The sequence below is a fragment of the Longivirga aurantiaca genome (genome assembly GCF_042660085.1).
In the GTDB taxonomy this organism is placed as follows: domain Bacteria; phylum Actinomycetota; class Actinomycetes; order S36-B12; family CAIYMF01; genus Longivirga; species Longivirga aurantiaca.
Window position 1 is genome coordinate 2,025,604 of sequence record NZ_JBHSTI010000008.1, and the last position, 16,440, is coordinate 2,042,043.

At 72.8% G+C, this 16,440-nt stretch carries 14 protein-coding genes, 1 tRNA gene, 1 other RNA gene and 1 pseudogene; 7 read left to right on the plus strand and 10 right to left on the minus strand.

Features of this window, described 5'->3' with window-relative positions:
- Positions 1 to 23 precede the first annotated feature (23 nt).
- Both ACFQGU_RS13650 and ACFQGU_RS13655 read right to left on the minus strand, forming a co-directional pair.
- Positions 24 to 737, minus strand: a complete 714-nt coding sequence (locus tag ACFQGU_RS13650) for a hypothetical protein (protein ID WP_386767557.1) — start codon at positions 735 to 737, stop codon at positions 24 to 26.
- 491 nt (positions 738 to 1,228) lie between these two features.
- On the minus strand, positions 1,229 to 1,858 hold the full coding sequence (locus ACFQGU_RS13655; protein WP_386767559.1) for an LPXTG cell wall anchor domain-containing protein: 630 nt from the start codon (positions 1,856 to 1,858) through the stop codon (positions 1,229 to 1,231).
- A gap of 392 nt (positions 1,859 to 2,250) precedes the next feature.
- Between ACFQGU_RS13655 and ACFQGU_RS13660 the strand changes: the two genes are divergently transcribed.
- Positions 2,251 to 2,451 carry a hypothetical protein gene (locus tag ACFQGU_RS13660; protein WP_386767561.1) on the plus strand — a complete coding sequence of 67 codons (201 nt, stop codon included), beginning with the start codon at positions 2,251 to 2,253 and terminating at the stop codon, positions 2,449 to 2,451.
- Between the two features lie 82 nt (positions 2,452 to 2,533).
- On the opposite strand, the gene ACFQGU_RS13665 is transcribed toward ACFQGU_RS13660, so the two are convergent.
- From ACFQGU_RS13665 to ACFQGU_RS13675, 3 genes are all read right to left on the minus strand, one after another.
- A complete protein-coding gene (locus ACFQGU_RS13665) occupies positions 2,534 to 2,704 on the minus strand; it encodes a hypothetical protein (RefSeq protein WP_386767563.1) in 171 nt (56 codons plus the stop codon).
- 97 nt (positions 2,705 to 2,801) lie between these two features.
- Positions 2,802 to 3,187, minus strand: an RNA gene (gene rnpB / locus ACFQGU_RS13670) — RNase P RNA component class A.
- A 15-nt stretch (positions 3,188 to 3,202) separates the two neighbouring features.
- Complete coding sequence (locus tag ACFQGU_RS13675) at positions 3,203 to 4,678, minus strand: ribonuclease catalytic domain-containing protein (RefSeq protein WP_386767565.1); 1,476 nt, start codon at positions 4,676 to 4,678, stop codon at positions 3,203 to 3,205.
- Between the two features lie 135 nt (positions 4,679 to 4,813).
- Here ACFQGU_RS13675 and yaaA point away from each other — a divergent pair, with 135 nt between their 5' ends.
- The 3 genes and pseudogenes from yaaA to ACFQGU_RS13690 all read left to right on the plus strand — a co-directional run bounded on the left by yaaA (position 4,814) and on the right by ACFQGU_RS13690 (position 6,786).
- Positions 4,814 to 5,602, plus strand: coding sequence for a peroxide stress protein YaaA (gene yaaA / locus ACFQGU_RS13680; RefSeq protein ID WP_386767567.1), 789 nt, complete (start codon positions 4,814 to 4,816; stop codon positions 5,600 to 5,602).
- A 71-nt stretch (positions 5,603 to 5,673) separates the two neighbouring features.
- Positions 5,674 to 5,898 (plus strand): annotated as a pseudogene (locus ACFQGU_RS13685) (SAM-dependent methyltransferase); the annotation flags it as partial.
- Between the two features lie 129 nt (positions 5,899 to 6,027).
- The gene (locus ACFQGU_RS13690; protein WP_386767569.1) at positions 6,028 to 6,786 is read left to right on the plus strand and encodes an SIR2 family NAD-dependent protein deacylase; all 759 of its coding nucleotides are present in this window, start codon (positions 6,028 to 6,030) and stop codon (positions 6,784 to 6,786) included.
- Between the two features lie 53 nt (positions 6,787 to 6,839).
- Here ACFQGU_RS13690 and ACFQGU_RS13695 read toward each other — a convergent pair whose 3' ends face one another.
- The 3 genes from ACFQGU_RS13695 to ACFQGU_RS13705 are packed head-to-tail and all read right to left on the minus strand — an operon-like array spanning position 6,840 to position 9,623.
- Positions 6,840 to 8,012 (minus strand): bifunctional RNase H/acid phosphatase, encoded by a 1,173-nt coding sequence (locus ACFQGU_RS13695; RefSeq protein WP_386767571.1) that lies wholly within the window; start codon positions 8,010 to 8,012, stop codon positions 6,840 to 6,842.
- On the minus strand, positions 8,009 to 8,752 hold the full coding sequence (locus ACFQGU_RS13700) for a zinc ribbon domain-containing protein (RefSeq protein ID WP_386767573.1): 744 nt from the start codon (positions 8,750 to 8,752) through the stop codon (positions 8,009 to 8,011). Before ACFQGU_RS13700 ends, ACFQGU_RS13695 begins: the two co-directional genes overlap by 4 nt.
- A gap of 55 nt (positions 8,753 to 8,807) precedes the next feature.
- A complete protein-coding gene (locus ACFQGU_RS13705) occupies positions 8,808 to 9,623 on the minus strand; it encodes a Nif3-like dinuclear metal center hexameric protein (RefSeq protein WP_386767575.1) in 816 nt (271 codons plus the stop codon).
- Positions 9,624 to 9,761: 138 nt separating this feature from the next.
- Here ACFQGU_RS13705 and trxA point away from each other — a divergent pair, with 138 nt between their 5' ends.
- Complete coding sequence (gene trxA, locus ACFQGU_RS13710) at positions 9,762 to 10,139, plus strand: thioredoxin (RefSeq protein WP_386767577.1); 378 nt, start codon at positions 9,762 to 9,764, stop codon at positions 10,137 to 10,139.
- 60 nt (positions 10,140 to 10,199) lie between these two features.
- Here trxA and ACFQGU_RS13715 read toward each other — a convergent pair whose 3' ends face one another.
- Positions 10,200 to 11,768 carry a DEAD/DEAH box helicase gene (locus ACFQGU_RS13715; protein ID WP_386767579.1) on the minus strand — a complete coding sequence of 523 codons (1,569 nt, stop codon included), beginning with the start codon at positions 11,766 to 11,768 and terminating at the stop codon, positions 10,200 to 10,202.
- Positions 11,769 to 12,125: 357 nt separating this feature from the next.
- Here ACFQGU_RS13715 and ACFQGU_RS13720 point away from each other — a divergent pair, with 357 nt between their 5' ends.
- Entirely contained in the window at positions 12,126 to 12,965 is an 840-nt protein-coding gene (locus ACFQGU_RS13720; RefSeq protein WP_386767581.1) for an HD-GYP domain-containing protein, read from the plus strand.
- A gap of 341 nt (positions 12,966 to 13,306) precedes the next feature.
- Here the strand turns inward: ACFQGU_RS13720 and ACFQGU_RS13725 are convergent.
- A tRNA-Val gene (locus ACFQGU_RS13725) sits at positions 13,307 to 13,380 on the minus strand.
- A gap of 454 nt (positions 13,381 to 13,834) precedes the next feature.
- On the opposite strand from ACFQGU_RS13725, the gene ACFQGU_RS13730 reads away from it, so the two are divergent.
- Complete coding sequence (locus tag ACFQGU_RS13730; RefSeq protein ID WP_386767582.1) at positions 13,835 to 16,366, plus strand: PxKF domain-containing protein; 2,532 nt, start codon at positions 13,835 to 13,837, stop codon at positions 16,364 to 16,366.
- Positions 16,367 to 16,440: the final 74 nt, after the last annotated feature.

Here is a 16,440-nt window from a genome sequence, read left to right on the forward strand (position 1 = left end):
ACGTTGCGATCAGGTCCGGTCGGTCAGGAGTGCCTCCCCCGCGGCCGCGACAGCCCGTACGTCGCGATACCGAGGGCGATGAGCACGAGCCCGGTGAGGGTGAGCAGGCCTGACGGGGCGCCGGTGTCGGCCAGGGGCGGCCGAGTCGGGCCCGGCGTCGTGGACCGGGCCGGCGTGGTGCCGGGCTCGGTCGTGGTCGGCGGCACCGTGCCGGGCTCGGTCTCCGGCGGCGCGCTCGTGGTCGTGGCCGGCGGCGCGCTCGTGGTCGTGGCCGGCGGCGCGCTCGTGGTCGTGGCCGGCGGCGCGCTCGTGGTCGTGGCCGGCGGCGCGCTCGTGGTCGTGGCCGGCGGCGCGCTCGTGGTCGTGGGCGGCGGCGTCGACGGCGAGACACGGGCCTCGCACCACGCCTCGGTGACGCCGGCGTCCAGGCCCTCGATGTAGTCGCGCTTCAGGTCGCCGGCCGCGTGCGTGATGCCGTTCCACGTGCCGGCCGACTTCCAGTGCTTGTTGGGCTCGTCGCGGTGCATGAGATGACCGCGATAGCGCGTGGAATCGGCGTCGACGACGATCCACTCGTAGGGGTTCGAGTCGGACGACGTGGCGTGGCAGATACCGACGGCAGTGTGCCCGGGCTTGGCCGCGGCCGTGGAGGCCAGCGGGGCCAGGACGAGACCGGTGCCGAGGACGGTGAGCGCCCCGGCTACGACGACCCCGACACGTGCGCGCATCGTGTTCATGGCGAGTCCTCTTGTCACGTGGTGGTTCCCGGGCTCGCGCGCTGCAAGGCCGGTCTCACCAGTGGCTCGCCGTGACCGCTCCCTCGAGGGGATCGGTGACCGTCCGTCGGTCACGGGTCAACGCTTCCTCGCTGGTCCTCCGCGAGAGGCCCCAGGGCCGGGCCCGCTCGCGCGACCCCGACATCGCTGACGGTACTTCAGACTGCGCCATTCGAGGACCGGCGCGCCGTGTGCGCGGCACGGACGGACGATCTGTTCACCCGCCCGTCACTCGGAGTGGCCTGGAGTTCACCCGAACGTGCGGAGCCCTCCCTCCGAGCAGCTGCTCGGAGGGAGGGCCACGTGCCTCGCGTCGTCCCGATCGGTCGACTGCGACGGCGTCCGCTCTCCCATCCACCGTTGATGGAGAACGGAGGTCGGGCGGTCTGGCTGCGATCCGTCCGATCGGGAGCGACGGCTCGCGGTGGGTTCCTCCGCCAGGAGGGTCTGGCTCAGGCGTTCTCGGACTTGCGGCCGGCGACCAGGAACACCGCGCCGGTGGCGAGCAGGACACCACCGAGACCGAGCAGGACGCCCGTGCTCGACCCGGTGTGCGCGAGCTGAGGCTGGCCGCCGGTCGAGGGGATGGTGCCGGGAGCGTCGGTGCTTGTGCCGACCGCGTCGGTCGGGGTGGCGGTGGGCTCGTCCGTCGGGTCGATCACAGGCTCGTCGGTCGGGGTGCCGGTCGGCTCGTCGGTCGGGGTGTCGGTCGGGGTGCCGGTCGGCTCGTCGACCGGGACGACGTCGGCCTCGCACCACGCCTCGGAGATGCCGAGGTCGAGGCCCTCGATGAAGTCGGGCTTCTCGTCGCCGGCGGCGTGCTCGACACCGTTCCACGAGCCCGCTGACCTCCAGGTCTTGTTCGGCTCGGTCGTGTGCATGAGGTGGCCGCGGTACGTGGCCGAGTCCTGGTCGACCACGATCCACACGTAGGGGTTCGTGTCGGACGACGTGGCGTGGCAGATGCCGACGGGGGTGTGGCCCGGGGCGGCCGTGGCGCCGGCCGCGAACGGCAGGGCGATGAGGCCGAGGCCGAGGGTGGCGGCTGCGATGCCGGCGATGCGCGTCGTGGTGCTCGTCATGATGTGACCTCGCTGATCGGGGAACGGGTGGATGGTGCGTTCCTCGAGGCCGGTCTCACCACTGGCTCTCCGCGACGCCTCCCCGTGAGGGGATCGGTGACCGTCTGGACGGTCGCGGGTCACTGCCTCCTCGATCACGGATCCGGTGGAGATCCGCTGCGGTGCCGGTGGAGCGCCGCAGGAGGAGAGTGACCGATCCCAGGACCTGTCGGTCATGCTCAGTAACGCCCGATACGCCAGACGGGGCAACGGATCCCGGGATCTAGACCGCGGCGACACCAGCCCTTGAGCGCGACTTGAGACTGGACGTCACCGTGCGTGCCCTGTGGCACGGCACACACGTGAGACCCCGCCGTCACCGGCCCGAAACCGGGGCGGGGGACGATGGCCGCATGCTCACGATCTGCACCCGGTGCCGCACCCCGTACGACCGCCGTCAGGCCGACCCGGCGGCGCCGGCCGTCCTCTCGGCCCTCTGCAGCGCCTGCGCCACCGGCGCGGTGCGCGAGGCCGAGCCCGTCCTGGCCGCCGTGGCCTGGATCGACACCGAGCGCACGGTGCTGCCGCGCAGCGTCCTTCCCGTCGCCTCCTGAGTCGATCCGCGGCGTGCACGCCGCCACAGGCGCGAGGAGCCGCACCCACTGGGGGGTGCGGCTCCTCGTCGTTCGTGCAGCGTCAGGCGTGCGTGCCCCGCGGCCGTCCGAGCACCATCGCGCCGATGCCGACCAGCACGAGCAGGATGCCCCCGACCATCGGGAGCAGCGGCTTCGAGCCGGTCTGGGCGGGGCGGGCGACCGTCGTACGGCCGCGGGTCGGCATCTCCTCGCGCACGGCGTCGCCCTGCATCCTCGAGGGTGCGGCGGGTCCCCACCCCACGCAAGCACGGACGACCACGGGGTAGACCGGTGCGCCCCTCACGGGTGAGCCCCGGGACCGGTGGGTGCAGACGAGCCGGTCTGTAAGCCGGATTCTGTCCCGGTCGCACGCGACCGGGGGCGACCATCCATCTGGGGCCGTCGTCTCCGACGACCTCGGTGCGGTCTACCCGCAGGCTCGGGCGGGCAGCCCTCGAACGCCTGCGCAGGAGGCCGGAGCCTCCCTTGTGACCTTGCTCCGGGTGGGGTTTGCCGAGCCACGACCGTCACCGGCCGTGCTGGTGGTCTCTTACACCACCGTTTCACCCTTGCCGGTGCCGAAGCACCGGCGGTCTGTTCTCTGTGGCACTGTCCCGCGGGTCACCCCGGGTGGCCGTTAGCCACCACCCTGCCCTTCGGAGTCCGGACTTTCCTCGGCCCCCTTGCGGGGCACCGCGGCCGCCCGACCGACTCGTCTGCGTCGCTCAGGCTACCCCGTCGCGGCGTCGGGCTCCGCCGGGACGAAGCGGACCTGACGACGGGAGGTGTCGACGGAGGCCAGCCGCAGGCGTACCCGGCGCCCGAGCCCGAGCCCGCCGCCGGCCACGTGCGTGCGGACGGCGGGCCAGTGCAGCTGCACGACGTCGTACTCCCTGCGCTCGTCGACGACGACGGCCTGGTACTCCTCGCCCACGTGCTGCTCGAGGATCACGGCCTCGACGAGGTCGACGCAGGCGCGGTCGAGGGCGCGGGCGCGCTGGTCGGCCAGGCGCATCTCGTCCGGCAGCGCCGGCAGGCCGTCGAGCACCCACTGCGGAACCTCGCGGCCGGCTGCGACGGCCAGGCAGCACTCGGCGCCGTAGCGGTCGACGAGGCGGCGCAGCGGTGCCGTCACGTGGGCGTACGGCGCGGCCACGGCGGCGTGCCGCAGCACGTCGGGCGCGTCGTCGTCGGCCTCGCGGTCGACCACCGTGTACCCGGCCGAGCGCAGCAGGATCGTGACGAGGTTGAGGAACGCCGCGTGCGCGGGCGGGCGCGGGTCGAGGTGGCGGACGAGCTCGGCGTACGACACGTCGCGCGGCCAGTCGATGCCGAGGCCCTCCGCCGTACGTCGCAGGCGCTCGTAGTCGTCGGGCGGGGGCGGAGGCATCGTGCGGACGATGCCGACACCGGCGTCGAGCATGATGCGGGCGGCGCTCATCCCGGTGAGCAGCGAGATCTGCGCGTTCCACCCCTCGACAGGGTGGGGGGCGCGCATCGCTAGGCGGAAGCCCGGGCCGTCGGCCTCGATCTCCTGGTCGGGCACGCGCACGTCGATGCCGCCGCGCTCGACCTCGAGCCCCTGCCGGAGCCTGCCCACCTCGCGCAGCAGCACGAGCGACTCGTCCGCCTCGCCCGTGTCGAGGCCCTTCTGCACCTCGGCGTAGGCGAGCTTCGCGCGGCTGCGCACCAGGGCGCGCTCGACGTCGACCTCGACGGGCAGCCCGGCCGAGTCGAGGTCGATGCGCCACAGGACCGCTGCGCGGTCGACTCCGGGCAGCAGGCTCGCCGCCCCCTCGGACAGCACGGGCGGGTGCAGCGACGTACGCAGGTCGGGGCTGTAGAAGGTGACGCCGCGGGCATGCGCCTCGCGATCGATCGCGCCGCCCGGCCGCACGAACGACGCGACGTCGGCGATCGCGTAGTGCACCCGGTAGCCGCTCCCCCGTCGTTCGATCCACACGGCCTGGTCGAGGTCGGTGGAGCCGGCGGGGTCGATGGTGACGAACGGGATCCCGGTGGCGTCACGGCGCTGATCACCCTCGGGCGGCTGCGGTGGCTGGGGCGCGGCGGCCACCGCCTGCGCCTCGGCGAGCACGTCGTCCGGGAAGGAGGCGGGCACGCCCTGCTCCTCGCGGACTGCGGCGAAGCCGGCGCGCAGCACGTCACCCTGCCGGGTCTGCGCGCGCAGCCAGCGTCGGGTCACCAGAGCACCGTACGTGCCGCACGCCCACCCGGCACCCGGGTTCGCCCTCAGCTCGCACTGATCAATCCGTTGCCTCCCGGCCCCCCTGAGGCGACGGGTTGATCAGTCTCACGGATGGGGTGGAAGGATCGGCGGGTGCTCGTGCTGCTGCCGCCCTCGGAGGGCAAGTCCCCCGCGCGGCGCGGTGCCGCCCTCGACCTCGAGGGCCTGTCGTTCCCCGGGCTCACCGCCACCCGCGAGCGGGTGCTCGACGCCCTCGTCGATCTCGCCCGCACGCGCCCGGACCGGGCCCGCGAGGTGCTGGGCCTTTCCGAGCGCCAGATGGACGAGGTGGTGCGCGACGCCGGGCTCCTCACCGAGCCGACCGCGCCCGCCGGCCGCGTCTACACCGGCGTGGTCTACGAGTCGCTCGACCTCGCCTCGCTCGACGCCGCGGCCAAGCGACGCGCGACGCGCAGCATCGTGGTCCAGAGCGCGCTGTTCGGCGCCGTGCGGCTGACCGACCGCATCCCGGCGTACCGGCTGTCGGGCGACTCGGTGATCCCGTCGCTCGGATCGCTCGCCGCGGTGTGGCGCGACCCGCTGGCGACGGCGATGACCGAGGCCGCCGGTCGCGGCCTCGTCATCGACCTCCGCTCGGGCGTGTACGCCAACCTGTGGAAGCCGACCGGGGCCGTCGCCGACCGCACGGTGGCCGTGCGGGTGCTGCAGGAGATGCCGGACGGCAGCCGCAAGGTGGTGAGCCACTTCAACAAGGCGACCAAGGGCCGGCTGCTGCGGCAGTGGCTGGTCGACGGTGCCGACCCGCGCAGCCTCGACGAGCTCGCCGACGCATGCGAGAAGGCCGGTGTCGTCGCCGAGCCGGGGCCGCGGCCGAAGCCCGGCAGGCCCATGACGCTCGACGTCGTCGTCTCGGACCTCTAGCGGCAGGCCCGAATCCGCTCGCCGCACGGCTCGTCATCGGCGACATGGCCGGCACGCGCGTGCCCGGAGAGTTCGACCTCGTGACTCAGCAGAGCCAGTCGCACCACTGCACGCGGACGGCCGACGGCACGGCGCGCTACGACGTCGGCAGCTTCCGCTACGTGTGGCCGGCGGAGCTCGACCTCATGGCGCAGCTCGCCGGCCTGGAGCTCGAACGCCGCACCGAGGACTGGGCAGGGACGCCGTTCACGTCCGAGAGCGAGAAGCACGTGTCGGTGTGGCGCAAGCCGGCCTAGCGGCCGCCTCACGTACCGATGTGCCAGAAACCGGCGCGGTTCTCTGGCACATCGGTGCGTGAGGCCGGTCAGGAGGCGACGGCGGGTGCACCGCGCCTACGCTCGGGTGCCAGCCGACGGAGGGAAGGCATGAGCGGGACGAGGCTCTACCGCGACGACGCCGACATCGCGTGGCTGCGCGAGCACCTGCGCAGCGCGCAGCGGGTGCTGATCCTCACCGGGGCCGGCGTCAGCCGCGGGTCCGGGCTCCCCACGTACCGCGGCAAGGGCGGCATCTACGAGGACTCCGAGATCGAGGCCCTGCACCATGCCGACGGGCTTCCGGGGTCGCTGCCCGAGCTCTGGTCGTTCTGGGGCCCAAAGCGCCGGTCGATCCTGGACGCCCAGCCCAACGACGCGCATCGCGCGATCGCCGAGTACCAGTGGGACGCGCGCACCGGCACCCGCTCGGTAACCCTCGCGACGCAGAACATCGACGACCTGCACGAGCGCGGCGGCAGCCCGCAGGTCGCGCACCTGCACGGCACGCTCTTCGCGACGCACTGCTACGCGCGCTGCGGGTACGCCGTGCCGCACGACATCACTCCGTACGGCGACACCCCCGTGTGCCCGCGGTGCGGCGGCTGGCTCCGGCCGTCCGTGGTGCTGTTCGGCGAGCAGCTCGACGTCGACGCCCAGATGGCTGCGCGCCACGCGGTGCGCGAGTGCGACCTGCTCCTCGCGGTCGGCACGTCCGGCGAGGTGAGCACCGCCGCAAACCTGATCCGTTACGCCTCCGACGTCGGGGCGCTGCTCGTCTCGGTCGACCCGGCACCGAGCGTGCCGCCGATCTTCGACGTGCAGGTGCAGCTGCCCGCCGAGGACGCGCTCCCCCGCATCCTGCTGTAGCCGCCGTACGCCGTGAGCAGGTGGCGAGCACCTGGCCCGGGGCCGACGCTTCCCTACGGGGTCCAGCCGGACACGAGGCCCTCGAGGTGGCTCGACTCGGCGAACGACCGCATCGAGGCGTTGCCGTCGGCGTACCACGTGAGCGTGGTGATCGAGGCGGGTGCGAGCTCCATGCGGTTCATCGACTGCAGGGGCGCACCGAGGGCCCGCGCGGTGAGCGCGCGGATCGACCCGACGTGCGCCGCCGCCACGATGCGCGCGCCGCGGTACTCCTCGAGCACGCCCGCGAGCGCCGCACCCACGCGGTCGTAGACCTGCTGCAGGGACTCTCCCCCGGGCGGCGCGACCTGCGGCGACTCGAGCCATGCCGTCATCTCCGACGGCCACCGCGCCATCACCTCGGCGAAGGTGAGGCCGTCCCACTCGCCGAAGCGCGCCTCCTCGAGACCGGGTACGGCGACGGCCTCGGCACCGATGCGCCGGCCGATCACCGCCGCGGTCTGCCGGGTGCGCTGCATCGGCGAGCACAGCAGCACATCGGCGCCGCCGCGACGCTCGACCTCGAGGGCGGCAGCCTCGGCCTGCGCCACGCCCTGGTCGACCAGCGCCGGGTCGAACGGGCCGCCGCTGCCGGAGAAGCGGCGCTCGACCGAGTGCTGGGTGACGCCGTGCCGCACGATCAGCGTGACGGTCGGGGCACCGATGTCCGGTCCCCAGCCGACGATCGCGGGGCGCGGACCCGGCGGCACCGGATCGGCCTCGGCCTCGGTCTCGTACGCGTCCGCGACCAGGCGTCGGATCGTGCCGCTGCGCCCGCGCTCGACGGCGTCCATGGACTCGTTCGCGAGGGCGTCCGCGGCCTTGTTCTTCTCGCGCGGGACCCAGGTGAAGGTGACGCGGTCGCGCGGCATGACATCGCGCGCCTCGAGGGCGATGCGGCGCAGGGTCTCGTTCTTGATCGCCCAGCGGCCGCTCATCTGCTCGACGACGAGCTTGGAGTCCAGGCGCGCCTCGACGTGCGCCTCCGGGTCGACCTCCATCGCCGCGCGCAGGCCCTCGAGCAGCCCGGTGTACTCCGCGACGTTGTTGGTGGTGTGCCCGAGGTGGTCGGCCAGCTCGACCAGCACCTCGCCCGTGGCCGCCTCGCGCACCACGGCGCCGTACGCCGCGGGCCCGGGGTTGCCGCGCGACCCGCCGTCGGCCTCGACGACGAGACGGCGGTTCACAGACCGGACTCCGGCGTGCGCACGAGGATCCGGCGGCACTCCTCGCAGCGCAGCACCTCGTCGGGCGCCGCCTCGCGGATGCGGCCGATGTCGGTCGGCGTGAGCTCCATCCGGCAGCCCTCGCACCGGCGCTGGTGCAGCGCAGCAGCACCGACGCCGTTGTGGTCGGCGCGCAGCTTGTCGTAGAGGGCCAGCAGGTCGGCGGGGATATCGAGCAGCACCTTCGTGCGCTCGGAGCCGACCCACTCCTTGTCCCGGTCGCCCTCGGCCCACGCGGCGTCGCGCTCGGCCTTCAGCCGGTCGATCTCGGCCGTGATGCCGTCCCGCTCGGCGGTGACGGTGGCGAGGGCCGAACGGGCGTCCTCGAGCTTCTCCATCACCTCGAGCTCGGCGTCCTCGAGGTCGGACTGCCGACGGGAGAGCGACTCGACCTCGCGCTGAAGGTTCTCGAGCTCCTTCGCCGACCCCACGCGGCCCGAGAGCAGCAGCTCCTGGTCCTTGGCGGCGCGCTGGCGCACCTGCTCGACATCGGTCTCGGCCTTGGCCATCGCGCGCTCGAGGTCGCTGACCTCGGTCTCGCCCGCGACCACGCGGTCGCGGACACCGGCGTACCGCGCCTCGAGCTCCGCGATCCGGGCGAGCTGCGGGAGCGTGCGGCGACGGTGCTCGATCTGGTCCAGACGGGCGTCGAGCGCCTGCAGGTCGAGCAGGCGGAGCTGGACGGCGGGCTCGGCGTTCACCGGTCTCCTCGATGTTCTGGTGTCAGTGGTGCGGTCGCGCTGAAGCGGTGCGGTCCTACAGGCGTGCGGTCCACGGGTCGGTGACGATCTCCGACACGTGGGTGTCCACCGTAACGCCGACGGCCGCGAGGTCCGACACGAGCAGGGCGGCAGCGCGCGCCAGCCAGGGCCACTCCGAGGCCCAGTGGGCGACGTCGAGCAGCGCCGGACCTCCCGCGGCCAGGTGGTCGAGCGCCACGTGGTGCTTGAGGTCGGCGGTCAGGTACACATCGACGCCGGCTGCGGCGGCCGCCGCGAGGGCGTCGGAGCCCGAGCCGCCGCAGACGGCGACGCGGTGGACCGGCTGCGCCGGGTCTCCCGCCACACGGACGCCGTGCACGGTCGAGGGCAGCGCACCGAGCACGGTCGAGGCGAGACCGCCCAGCGTGGTGCCGCCGGGCACCGCGCCGATGCGGCCGAGCCCCGTCCGGCCGTCGGCCGCTGGCACCAGCGGCACGAGGTCGACGAGCCCGATGGTCACGGCGAGGGCGTCCGAGACGCCGTCGAGCGCGACGTCGGCGTTGGTGTGCGCCGCCAGGAGGGCGCAGCCCCCGCTGATCAGCCGGTGGACGACGCGGCCGGCGGGGTCGGTCGCCGCGACCGACGACACGGGGCGCAGCAGGAGCGGGTGGTGCGTGACGAGCAGGTCGGCGCCCGCAGCGAGTGCCTCGTGCACGACCGCCTCGGTGGGGTCCACCGCGAAGTGGACGCGACGCACGGGCGCTGCCGGGTCGCCGCACACGAGCCCGACCGCGTCCCACGCCTCGGCGCCGGCCGGGTCGTACCGCCGGTGCACGGCTGCGACGACGTCGGCGACGGTTGCGTGGTCCATGCCCGGAGCCTACGAGGCGCCGGAGCCTCGTGACGCGACCCACGTGCCTCCCAGGATCCGGCGTGGGAATGCGGACGCCGGGTGCTCGCGTTCTGGCAGGTGCGGCACCACCGCCGACACGGACCGAGGAGCAGTGCAGTGGCATCGATCGAGCTGACGGGTGAGGTCTTCGACGACACCGTCACGGGCAACGACATCGTGTTCGTCGACTTCTGGGCCGAGTGGTGCGGCCCGTGCCGCAACTTCGCCCCGGTCTTCGAGAAGGCCTCCGAGGCCCACCCCGACATCGTGTTCGGCAAGGTCGACACCGAGGCCGAGCAGGCGCTCGCAGGCGCCGCCGGCATCTCCTCGATCCCCACGCTCATGGCCTTCCGCGAGGGCGTGATGCTCTACTCGCAGCCCGGCGCCCTGCGCGACGAGCAGCTCGAGCAGCTGATCAGCGCCGTCAAGAACGTGGACATGACCGAGGTGCACGCGCAGATCGCAGCGCAGAAGGCCGCCGCCACCGAGGCCTGAGCAGCACGACGAAGGCCCCGGACGTCCTCGCGGACGTCCGGGGCCTTCGTGCTGATCAGGTCAGCGGCTGCGACGACCGGCGCCGGCCGAGAACTCCGAGACCGAGCGGCGGGGAGCCGCGCCGGCCGAGGAGCCGCCGCGCGAGCTGCGCTGGCCGCCCTGCCCCGACGACGACTTCGGCGCCGACGACGACCGCTGGCTGCGCTGCCCGCCGCCGTTGCCGCCGCCGTTGCGCGAGCGACCGCCCCCGCCGGTGCCGCCGCCGCTGCGCGAGCGGCCGCCGGACGACGGCTCCTCACGACGGGCGACGGGCTGGACGAACGCGGCACGCGGGCCGGTCAGCTCGAGCAGCTCGGGCGAGCCGGGCTGCACCGAGGACAGGTTCGGCCGGATGCCCGCCTTGCGCGTCATCTGCGTGACGTCGCCGCGCTGCGCCGAGGTCTGCAGGGTGACGACGACGCCGGAGGCGCCCGCGCGGGCGGTGCGGCCCGAGCGGTGGAGGTACGCCTTGTGCTCGGTCGGCGGGTCGACGTGCACCACGAGCGCGATGTCGTCGACGTGGATGCCGCGAGCGGCGACGTCGGTCGCGACGAGCACCTTGACCTCGCCGCTGCGGAACGCCTCGAGGTTCCGGGTGCGTGCGTTCTGCGCGAGGTTGCCGTGCAGGTCGACCGCAGGGACACCGGCGAGGGTGAGGTCGCGGGCGAGCTTCTTGGCGCCGTGCTTGGTGCGCATGAAGAGCACCGACCGGCTCTCGCCGGACGCGAGCTCGTGCACGACCGCGGGCTTGTCCCCGGCGGTCACGGTGAGCACGTGGTGCTCCATGTCGGGCTCGGTGCGCGCGTCGTCGTCGACCGAGTGCGTGACCGGGTTCGACAGGTAGCGGCGCACCAGCACGTCGACGCCGTTGTCGAGCGTGGCGGAGAACAGCAGCCGCTGGCCGTCGGACGGCGTGGTGTCCATGATCCGGCGTACGCCGGGGAGGAAGCCGAGGTCGGCCATGTGGTCGGCCTCGTCGAGCACGGTGACCGAGACGTCGTCGAGGGTGACGTGGCCCTGACGCATGAGGTCCTCGAGCCGGCCGGGGCACGCGACGACGATGTCGGCGCCGCGCTGCAGCGCCTTCACCTGGCCGCCCTGGCCCACGCCGCCGTAGATGGTCATGGTCGAGAGCCCAGCCGCCTCGGCCAGGGGCACGAGCGTGTCGTGGACCTGCGTGGCGAGCTCGCGGGTGGGGAGCAGGACGAGGGCGCGCGGGCGCCCACGGGTGGCGCGGCGACGCTCGGTCACGAGGCGCGCCACGAGCGGCAGCGCGAACGCGATGGTCTTGCCGCTGCCCGTACGGCCGCGGCCGAGGACGTCGCGGCCCGACAGCGAGTCGGGCAGCGTCGCGGACTGGATCGGGAACGCCGACTCGATGCCCTGCTTGGCGAGGACGTCGACGAGGTTCTGCGGCACGCCGAGCACGGCGAAGTCGGTGCTGGCGGCCGCGTGGGCGGCGGTCGGCTCGACGACGGGCGCTGCCTTGTTGGGCAGGCCGGTGCTCGGGTTGGTGCCCTTGGTGCCGTTGGTGCGGCGGCGCGGCCTGTCGCGGCGCGCGTCGTCGCGGGTGTTCGTGGTGATGGTCATGGGACCTTCCGGATCGTGGTGGTCACCCGCAAGACAGCGCGCAGCACGCTCGGGAGGAGCGAGGGCGCAAAGGGTTGCGTCGTCGGTGACCGTGGTGCGTTCCCGTGCGGGTGCACCGCAACCGGTCACTGGGCCGGAGGCTCGGGGCGCTGCGCTGTTGGAGCGCGTCCCCGTCGTGAGAAGGAATTCGCCGCGGGGTCAGTGCCACCCGGAGCTCGGCGAGATGTGACCAGGGTACCGGAGTTCCGAGGCGACCCCGACCACCGACGCGCGGCGAGGGTGACGTGATCGTCATGACCGCCCCATGACGGCACGGAGGGTTCATGATGTCCGCGGGGGACGAGGATGGGTGTGCCGATGAGGCCCAACCGGCCGACGCGGGCCGCCCTGCGGCTCGCCGCGGGCTACTTCGCGGTGTCCGTGGCGTGGATCCTGCTCTCCGACCGCTTCGCGCGCAGGCTCGCGTTCGGCAACGAGGACGCCGAGCGCTACCTGCAGTCGCTCAAGGGCCTCGGCTTCGTCGCGATCACGTCGATCGGGCTGTTCCTCGTCGCGCTCCGCTACCTGCGCCGGGTCGAGGACTCGACCGATCGCCTGCGATCGGCGTACGACGAGACCCTCGCCGGCTGGGCGTCCGCGCTCGACATCCGCGACCGCTCGACGGCGCAGCACACCGAGCGCGTCACGCGCCGCACGGTGGCGCTGGCACGGCAGTTCGGGTTCGAGGGCAGGGCGCTCGACGACGTGCGTCGAGGAGCGACGCTGCACGACATCGGGAAGATGGGCGTGCCCGACGACGTCCTCGGCAAGAAGGGCCCGCTCACCGACGACGAGTGGGTGCAGATGCGACGGCATCCCGAGCTCGCCGTCCAGATGCTCCAGGGCATCGAGTACCTCCGCCCTGCGCTGACGATCCCCCTGTGCCATCACGAGAAGTGGGACGGCAGCGGATACCCGGCGGGCCTCGTGCGCGAGCAGATCCCGCTCGAGGCGCGGCTGTTCGCCGTGGTCGACGTGTACGACGCCATCACCTCGGTGCGGCCGTACCGCCAGCCGATGCAGGCCGACGAGGCGCGGGCCACCATCGAGGCCGGCTCGGGCACCCACTTCGATCCGGACGTGGTCGTGGCCTTGCTCGCACTCGTCGACGCCGAGAACCGCGCGGAGGCAGGGCGAGGGCCCGCCACCCCCCAGTAGGTGACGGGCCCTCGAGCGGGTGACGAGCACCGCTCCGAGGAGCAGTCCGGCTCGCAGGTCACCCGAGCCTTGACCCGGCCTGCGATCGGCCGGGCAGAAGAACCATCTCCCGGCGATGTGAACAGTCCGTTTCGTCCCTGATGCGTCGAGGTCAACCTTTTCCGCCCCTGCGCGAAGGAGGGCGGACGAACCACGACGAGGTGGGCGCACAGGTCCCTGCTGCGCATCGCAGGCTCGTCCAGCCGAGCCAGCCCTGCGCTCAGATGCGCACCGGGGGCCCACAGCCCGTCTGCGCCAGACGTGCGTGGCCCGGACCCTGCGGGCCCGGGCCACGATCGACGTGGGCGCAAAGGGACTCGAACCCCTGACCCCCTCCTTGTAAGGGAGGTGCTCTAACCAGCTGAGCTATGCGCCCGGATGCCGGCGACGTGCGCCGATCCGACGGGCGAGGGTACCGAAACGGGCGGTCGGCCACGAAACCTGCGCACCTGGTCCGGACGTGGGACAACCGCGTCGGGGGGTTCTCGGGCCACCTCCGACGCGGCTGCCGGGACGATCCTGCGACCGATCGGGCCGACCCGCATCTCGAGCCCTCAGGCCTTGCCTCGCCGATGGGGGAGACGGACTTTCGTGCGGTTTCGGGCTGTTGGCCATACCGTGCTGGCTGCGCTGGGCGCGCGCGGTCCTGCACTCGGCATCACGCTCGCGCGCCTCACCGCGTTCGAGACCGGTGCCGCGCCCCCGGCTCACGGAGATCATCAAGCTCGCCGCGAGCGGGCTGTGGTGTCCAACAAGCGGATCGGCGATTCCGGCACCGGGCAACGGTCCAGGGCCTAACCTCCCCACGGGGGCTCGTCCGGGGAGGGACCATGCGCTGGACCACTGTGGTGGTGCGGGGGGCTGTCGCGGCGGTGGTTCTGGCCGCGGCCTGGCAGCCAGTCGCCGCACAGGCCGCGACGTTCACCATCAGTTGCCTGAGCAACCCGGTGCTGAGGAACATCGCGCTCATCGACGCGTTGGAGAAGGCCAACGACGAGGTGTCCTACCCCGGTGCGGACACTGTCGTGCTGCCCGCCGGCTGCCACTACCTGTTCGACCAGGATTACGGCGACTCCGGCGGCATCCTGCCGCCGATCACCGCGGCAGTGACCATCGACGGGAACGGGTCCACGATCGAGAGGCAGGATCCGGACACCGGCACCGGTGATGGGGGCCGGTTCCTCACGATCAAGTCGACCGGCGACCTGGTGGTCGGCGATCTGACGCTGCTCAACGGGGCAGGTAGCGACGGCGGGTTCATCGGCAACAGCGGACAGCTGATCGCCAGCGACCTTGTCCTTGAGGACTCGGCGTACGGGAACAACGACTCGGCGCTGCACAACTGGGGCACCGCCTACGTGCAGCGAACCACGTTCACCAACACCGACTTGTTCGGGATCGCCGCCCTCGGAGGCGGCGTCTACAACGAGGGTGGGGCGCACCTGACCGTCGTGGACTCCTTGTTCCAGTTCAACACCGCGGACGCCCCGACCGGCGTGCCGCAAGTGGGCGGGGCGCTGTTCAACGAGCCGCTCGGCTACGTGGAGATCTACGGCACGACGTTCGACCGCAACTACGCCGGAGGTACCGGCGGTGCGATCTACAACGCCGGGGACCTGCGCATCCACGGGAGCACGTTCACCGGGAACGGTTCCAACTTCGGCGCCGCGATCGACAACTCCGCGGATCTGACCGTCGATACCAGCTACTTCGGGCAGAACGCTGCAGGCATCCAGGGCGGTGCCATCAACAGCACCGGGCTGGGCACGCTGATGAACGTCACCAACAGCACCTTCTACCGGAACAGCGCGAACAGCGGGAACGGCAAGGGCGGCGCGATCGCGAACGGGTTCTCCTTCGTTGGCGAGGCGCTCACCTTCGACGGGAACAAGGGCGTCGGTGCGTCGGTGTGGACAGGGGAGAACGCCGTCTCGAGGCTGGAGTCCTCCATCTTGGGCGGGACCGTCACGCAGTGCGCCGGTGACGGCACGACCAACGACTTCGGGGGGAACCTGGTCCAGAGCAGCGCCTACGGCTGCCCGGACACGTTCCTGGTCGGCGACCCTGTGCTGAGCTCGCCGGCGGCGCATGGCAGCACCGCGCCGCTGACCGTGGCGCTGGGTGCCGGCAGCGCCGCCGTGGACCGCATCTCTAGCGGCTGCACGAGCACCGACCAGCGGGGCAAGCCACGCCCAGCCGACGCGTGCGACATCGGCGCCTACGAGAACCAGGCTCCGTCCGCGCCGGGCACGCCGCTCGTCACGCCGTCCACCAACCCGACCCGGACCGGCGCGTTCCAGCTGTCCTGGTCGGCCGCCAGCGACCCGGACGGCACGGCTCCGTGCTACAGCGTGCAGCGCAAGGACACCGACGACTCCGCCTTCACGCAGATCGCCTCGACCTGCGCGCTGTCGACCGGGTTCAGCGCCATCACCGCGCAAGCTGAGGGCCGGGTGCAGTACCGGATCAGCGCCACCGACGGCCTGACCACCGCGACGGGGTCCACCTCCAGCGTCCTCGTCATCGACCGCACCGCGCCGTCCGACCCGACACTGACGCCCGACAGGGTTGCCGAGTACTCGCCGGCAGCCGGTGACGCGTGGTGGGCTGACACGCTGACCGTGACCGCGGCAGGCTCGTCCGACCCGGCCCTGGCCGACGGCAGCGCCGGCACCGGCATCGCCGGTTACACCGACCCCCAGACGCTCACCGCGACCGGCGCCACCGTGGTGTCCGGCACGGCCACCGACGGCGCCGGCAACACCAGCACCAGCCAGGCCGCGTTCCGCGTCGACGCGTCTGCGCCGGTTGTCGCCTACGGCGCGTGCCCCGCGACCCGGCTGAAGGGCCAGGCTCTGACCCTGGCGTGGTCCGCAACCGACGCCGGCGCGGGGCTCGCCACGTCGAGCACCGGCACGCAGGTCGTGGACGTCGATGTCGTCGGTGAGAAGACCTACCAGGCCAGCGCCACCGACCTGGTAGGGCACACAACCGTCGCCACCTGCACCGTCCGCGTCGTCTACGACTACAAGGGCCCGTTCTCCCCGCTGTCGGCCACCGGGTACGCCACGGTCACGGCCGGACGAGTCGTCCCGGTGCAGTTCAGCCTCGCCGGCAACCAGGGCCTCGGCGTGCTCACCGGCGGCAACGCGCAGTCCGCGCCCGTCACGTGCGGCACGACTCCAGCTCTGACCAGCGGCACGGCAACGTCTCCCACCAAGGCCGGGCTCACGTACGACACCAAGACGGGGCTGTACACGTACAGCTGGAAGACCGCCAGCGCCTGGGCCGGGAGCTGCCGCGTGCTGATCCTGCCGCTCAACGACGGCACGATGCACCGCTCCTACGTCCAGTTCAAGTGAGGCGGACGGCGGGGGCAAGCGGGGACCCCTGCTGACAGGCCGGCTGCGGCGGCTGGCTCAGCCGCGCGCTCGAG

What these genes read in the sequence shown, in the direction of transcription:
- ACFQGU_RS13705 (WP_386767575.1), bottom strand. Translation starts at nt 9,623, where the DNA reads ATGGACCACGCAACCGTCGCCGACGTCGTCGCAGCCGTGCACCGGCGG.
- ACFQGU_RS13650 (WP_386767557.1), bottom strand. Translation starts at nt 737, where the DNA reads ATGAACACGATGCGCGCACGTGTCGGGGTCGTCGTAGCCGGGGCGCTC.
- ACFQGU_RS13720 (WP_386767581.1), top strand. Translation starts at nt 12,126, where the DNA reads ATGAGGCCCAACCGGCCGACGCGGGCCGCCCTGCGGCTCGCCGCGGGC.
- ACFQGU_RS13715 (WP_386767579.1), bottom strand. Translation starts at nt 11,768, where the DNA reads ATGACCATCACCACGAACACCCGCGACGACGCGCGCCGCGACAGGCCG.
- ACFQGU_RS13690 (WP_386767569.1), top strand. Translation starts at nt 6,028, where the DNA reads ATGAGCGGGACGAGGCTCTACCGCGACGACGCCGACATCGCGTGGCTG.
- ACFQGU_RS13660 (WP_386767561.1), top strand. Translation starts at nt 2,251, where the DNA reads ATGCTCACGATCTGCACCCGGTGCCGCACCCCGTACGACCGCCGTCAG.
- ACFQGU_RS13665 (WP_386767563.1), bottom strand. Translation starts at nt 2,704, where the DNA reads ATGCAGGGCGACGCCGTGCGCGAGGAGATGCCGACCCGCGGCCGTACG.
- ACFQGU_RS13730 (WP_386767582.1), top strand. Translation starts at nt 13,835, where the DNA reads ATGCGCTGGACCACTGTGGTGGTGCGGGGGGCTGTCGCGGCGGTGGTT.
- ACFQGU_RS13655 (WP_386767559.1), bottom strand. Translation starts at nt 1,858, where the DNA reads ATGACGAGCACCACGACGCGCATCGCCGGCATCGCAGCCGCCACCCTC.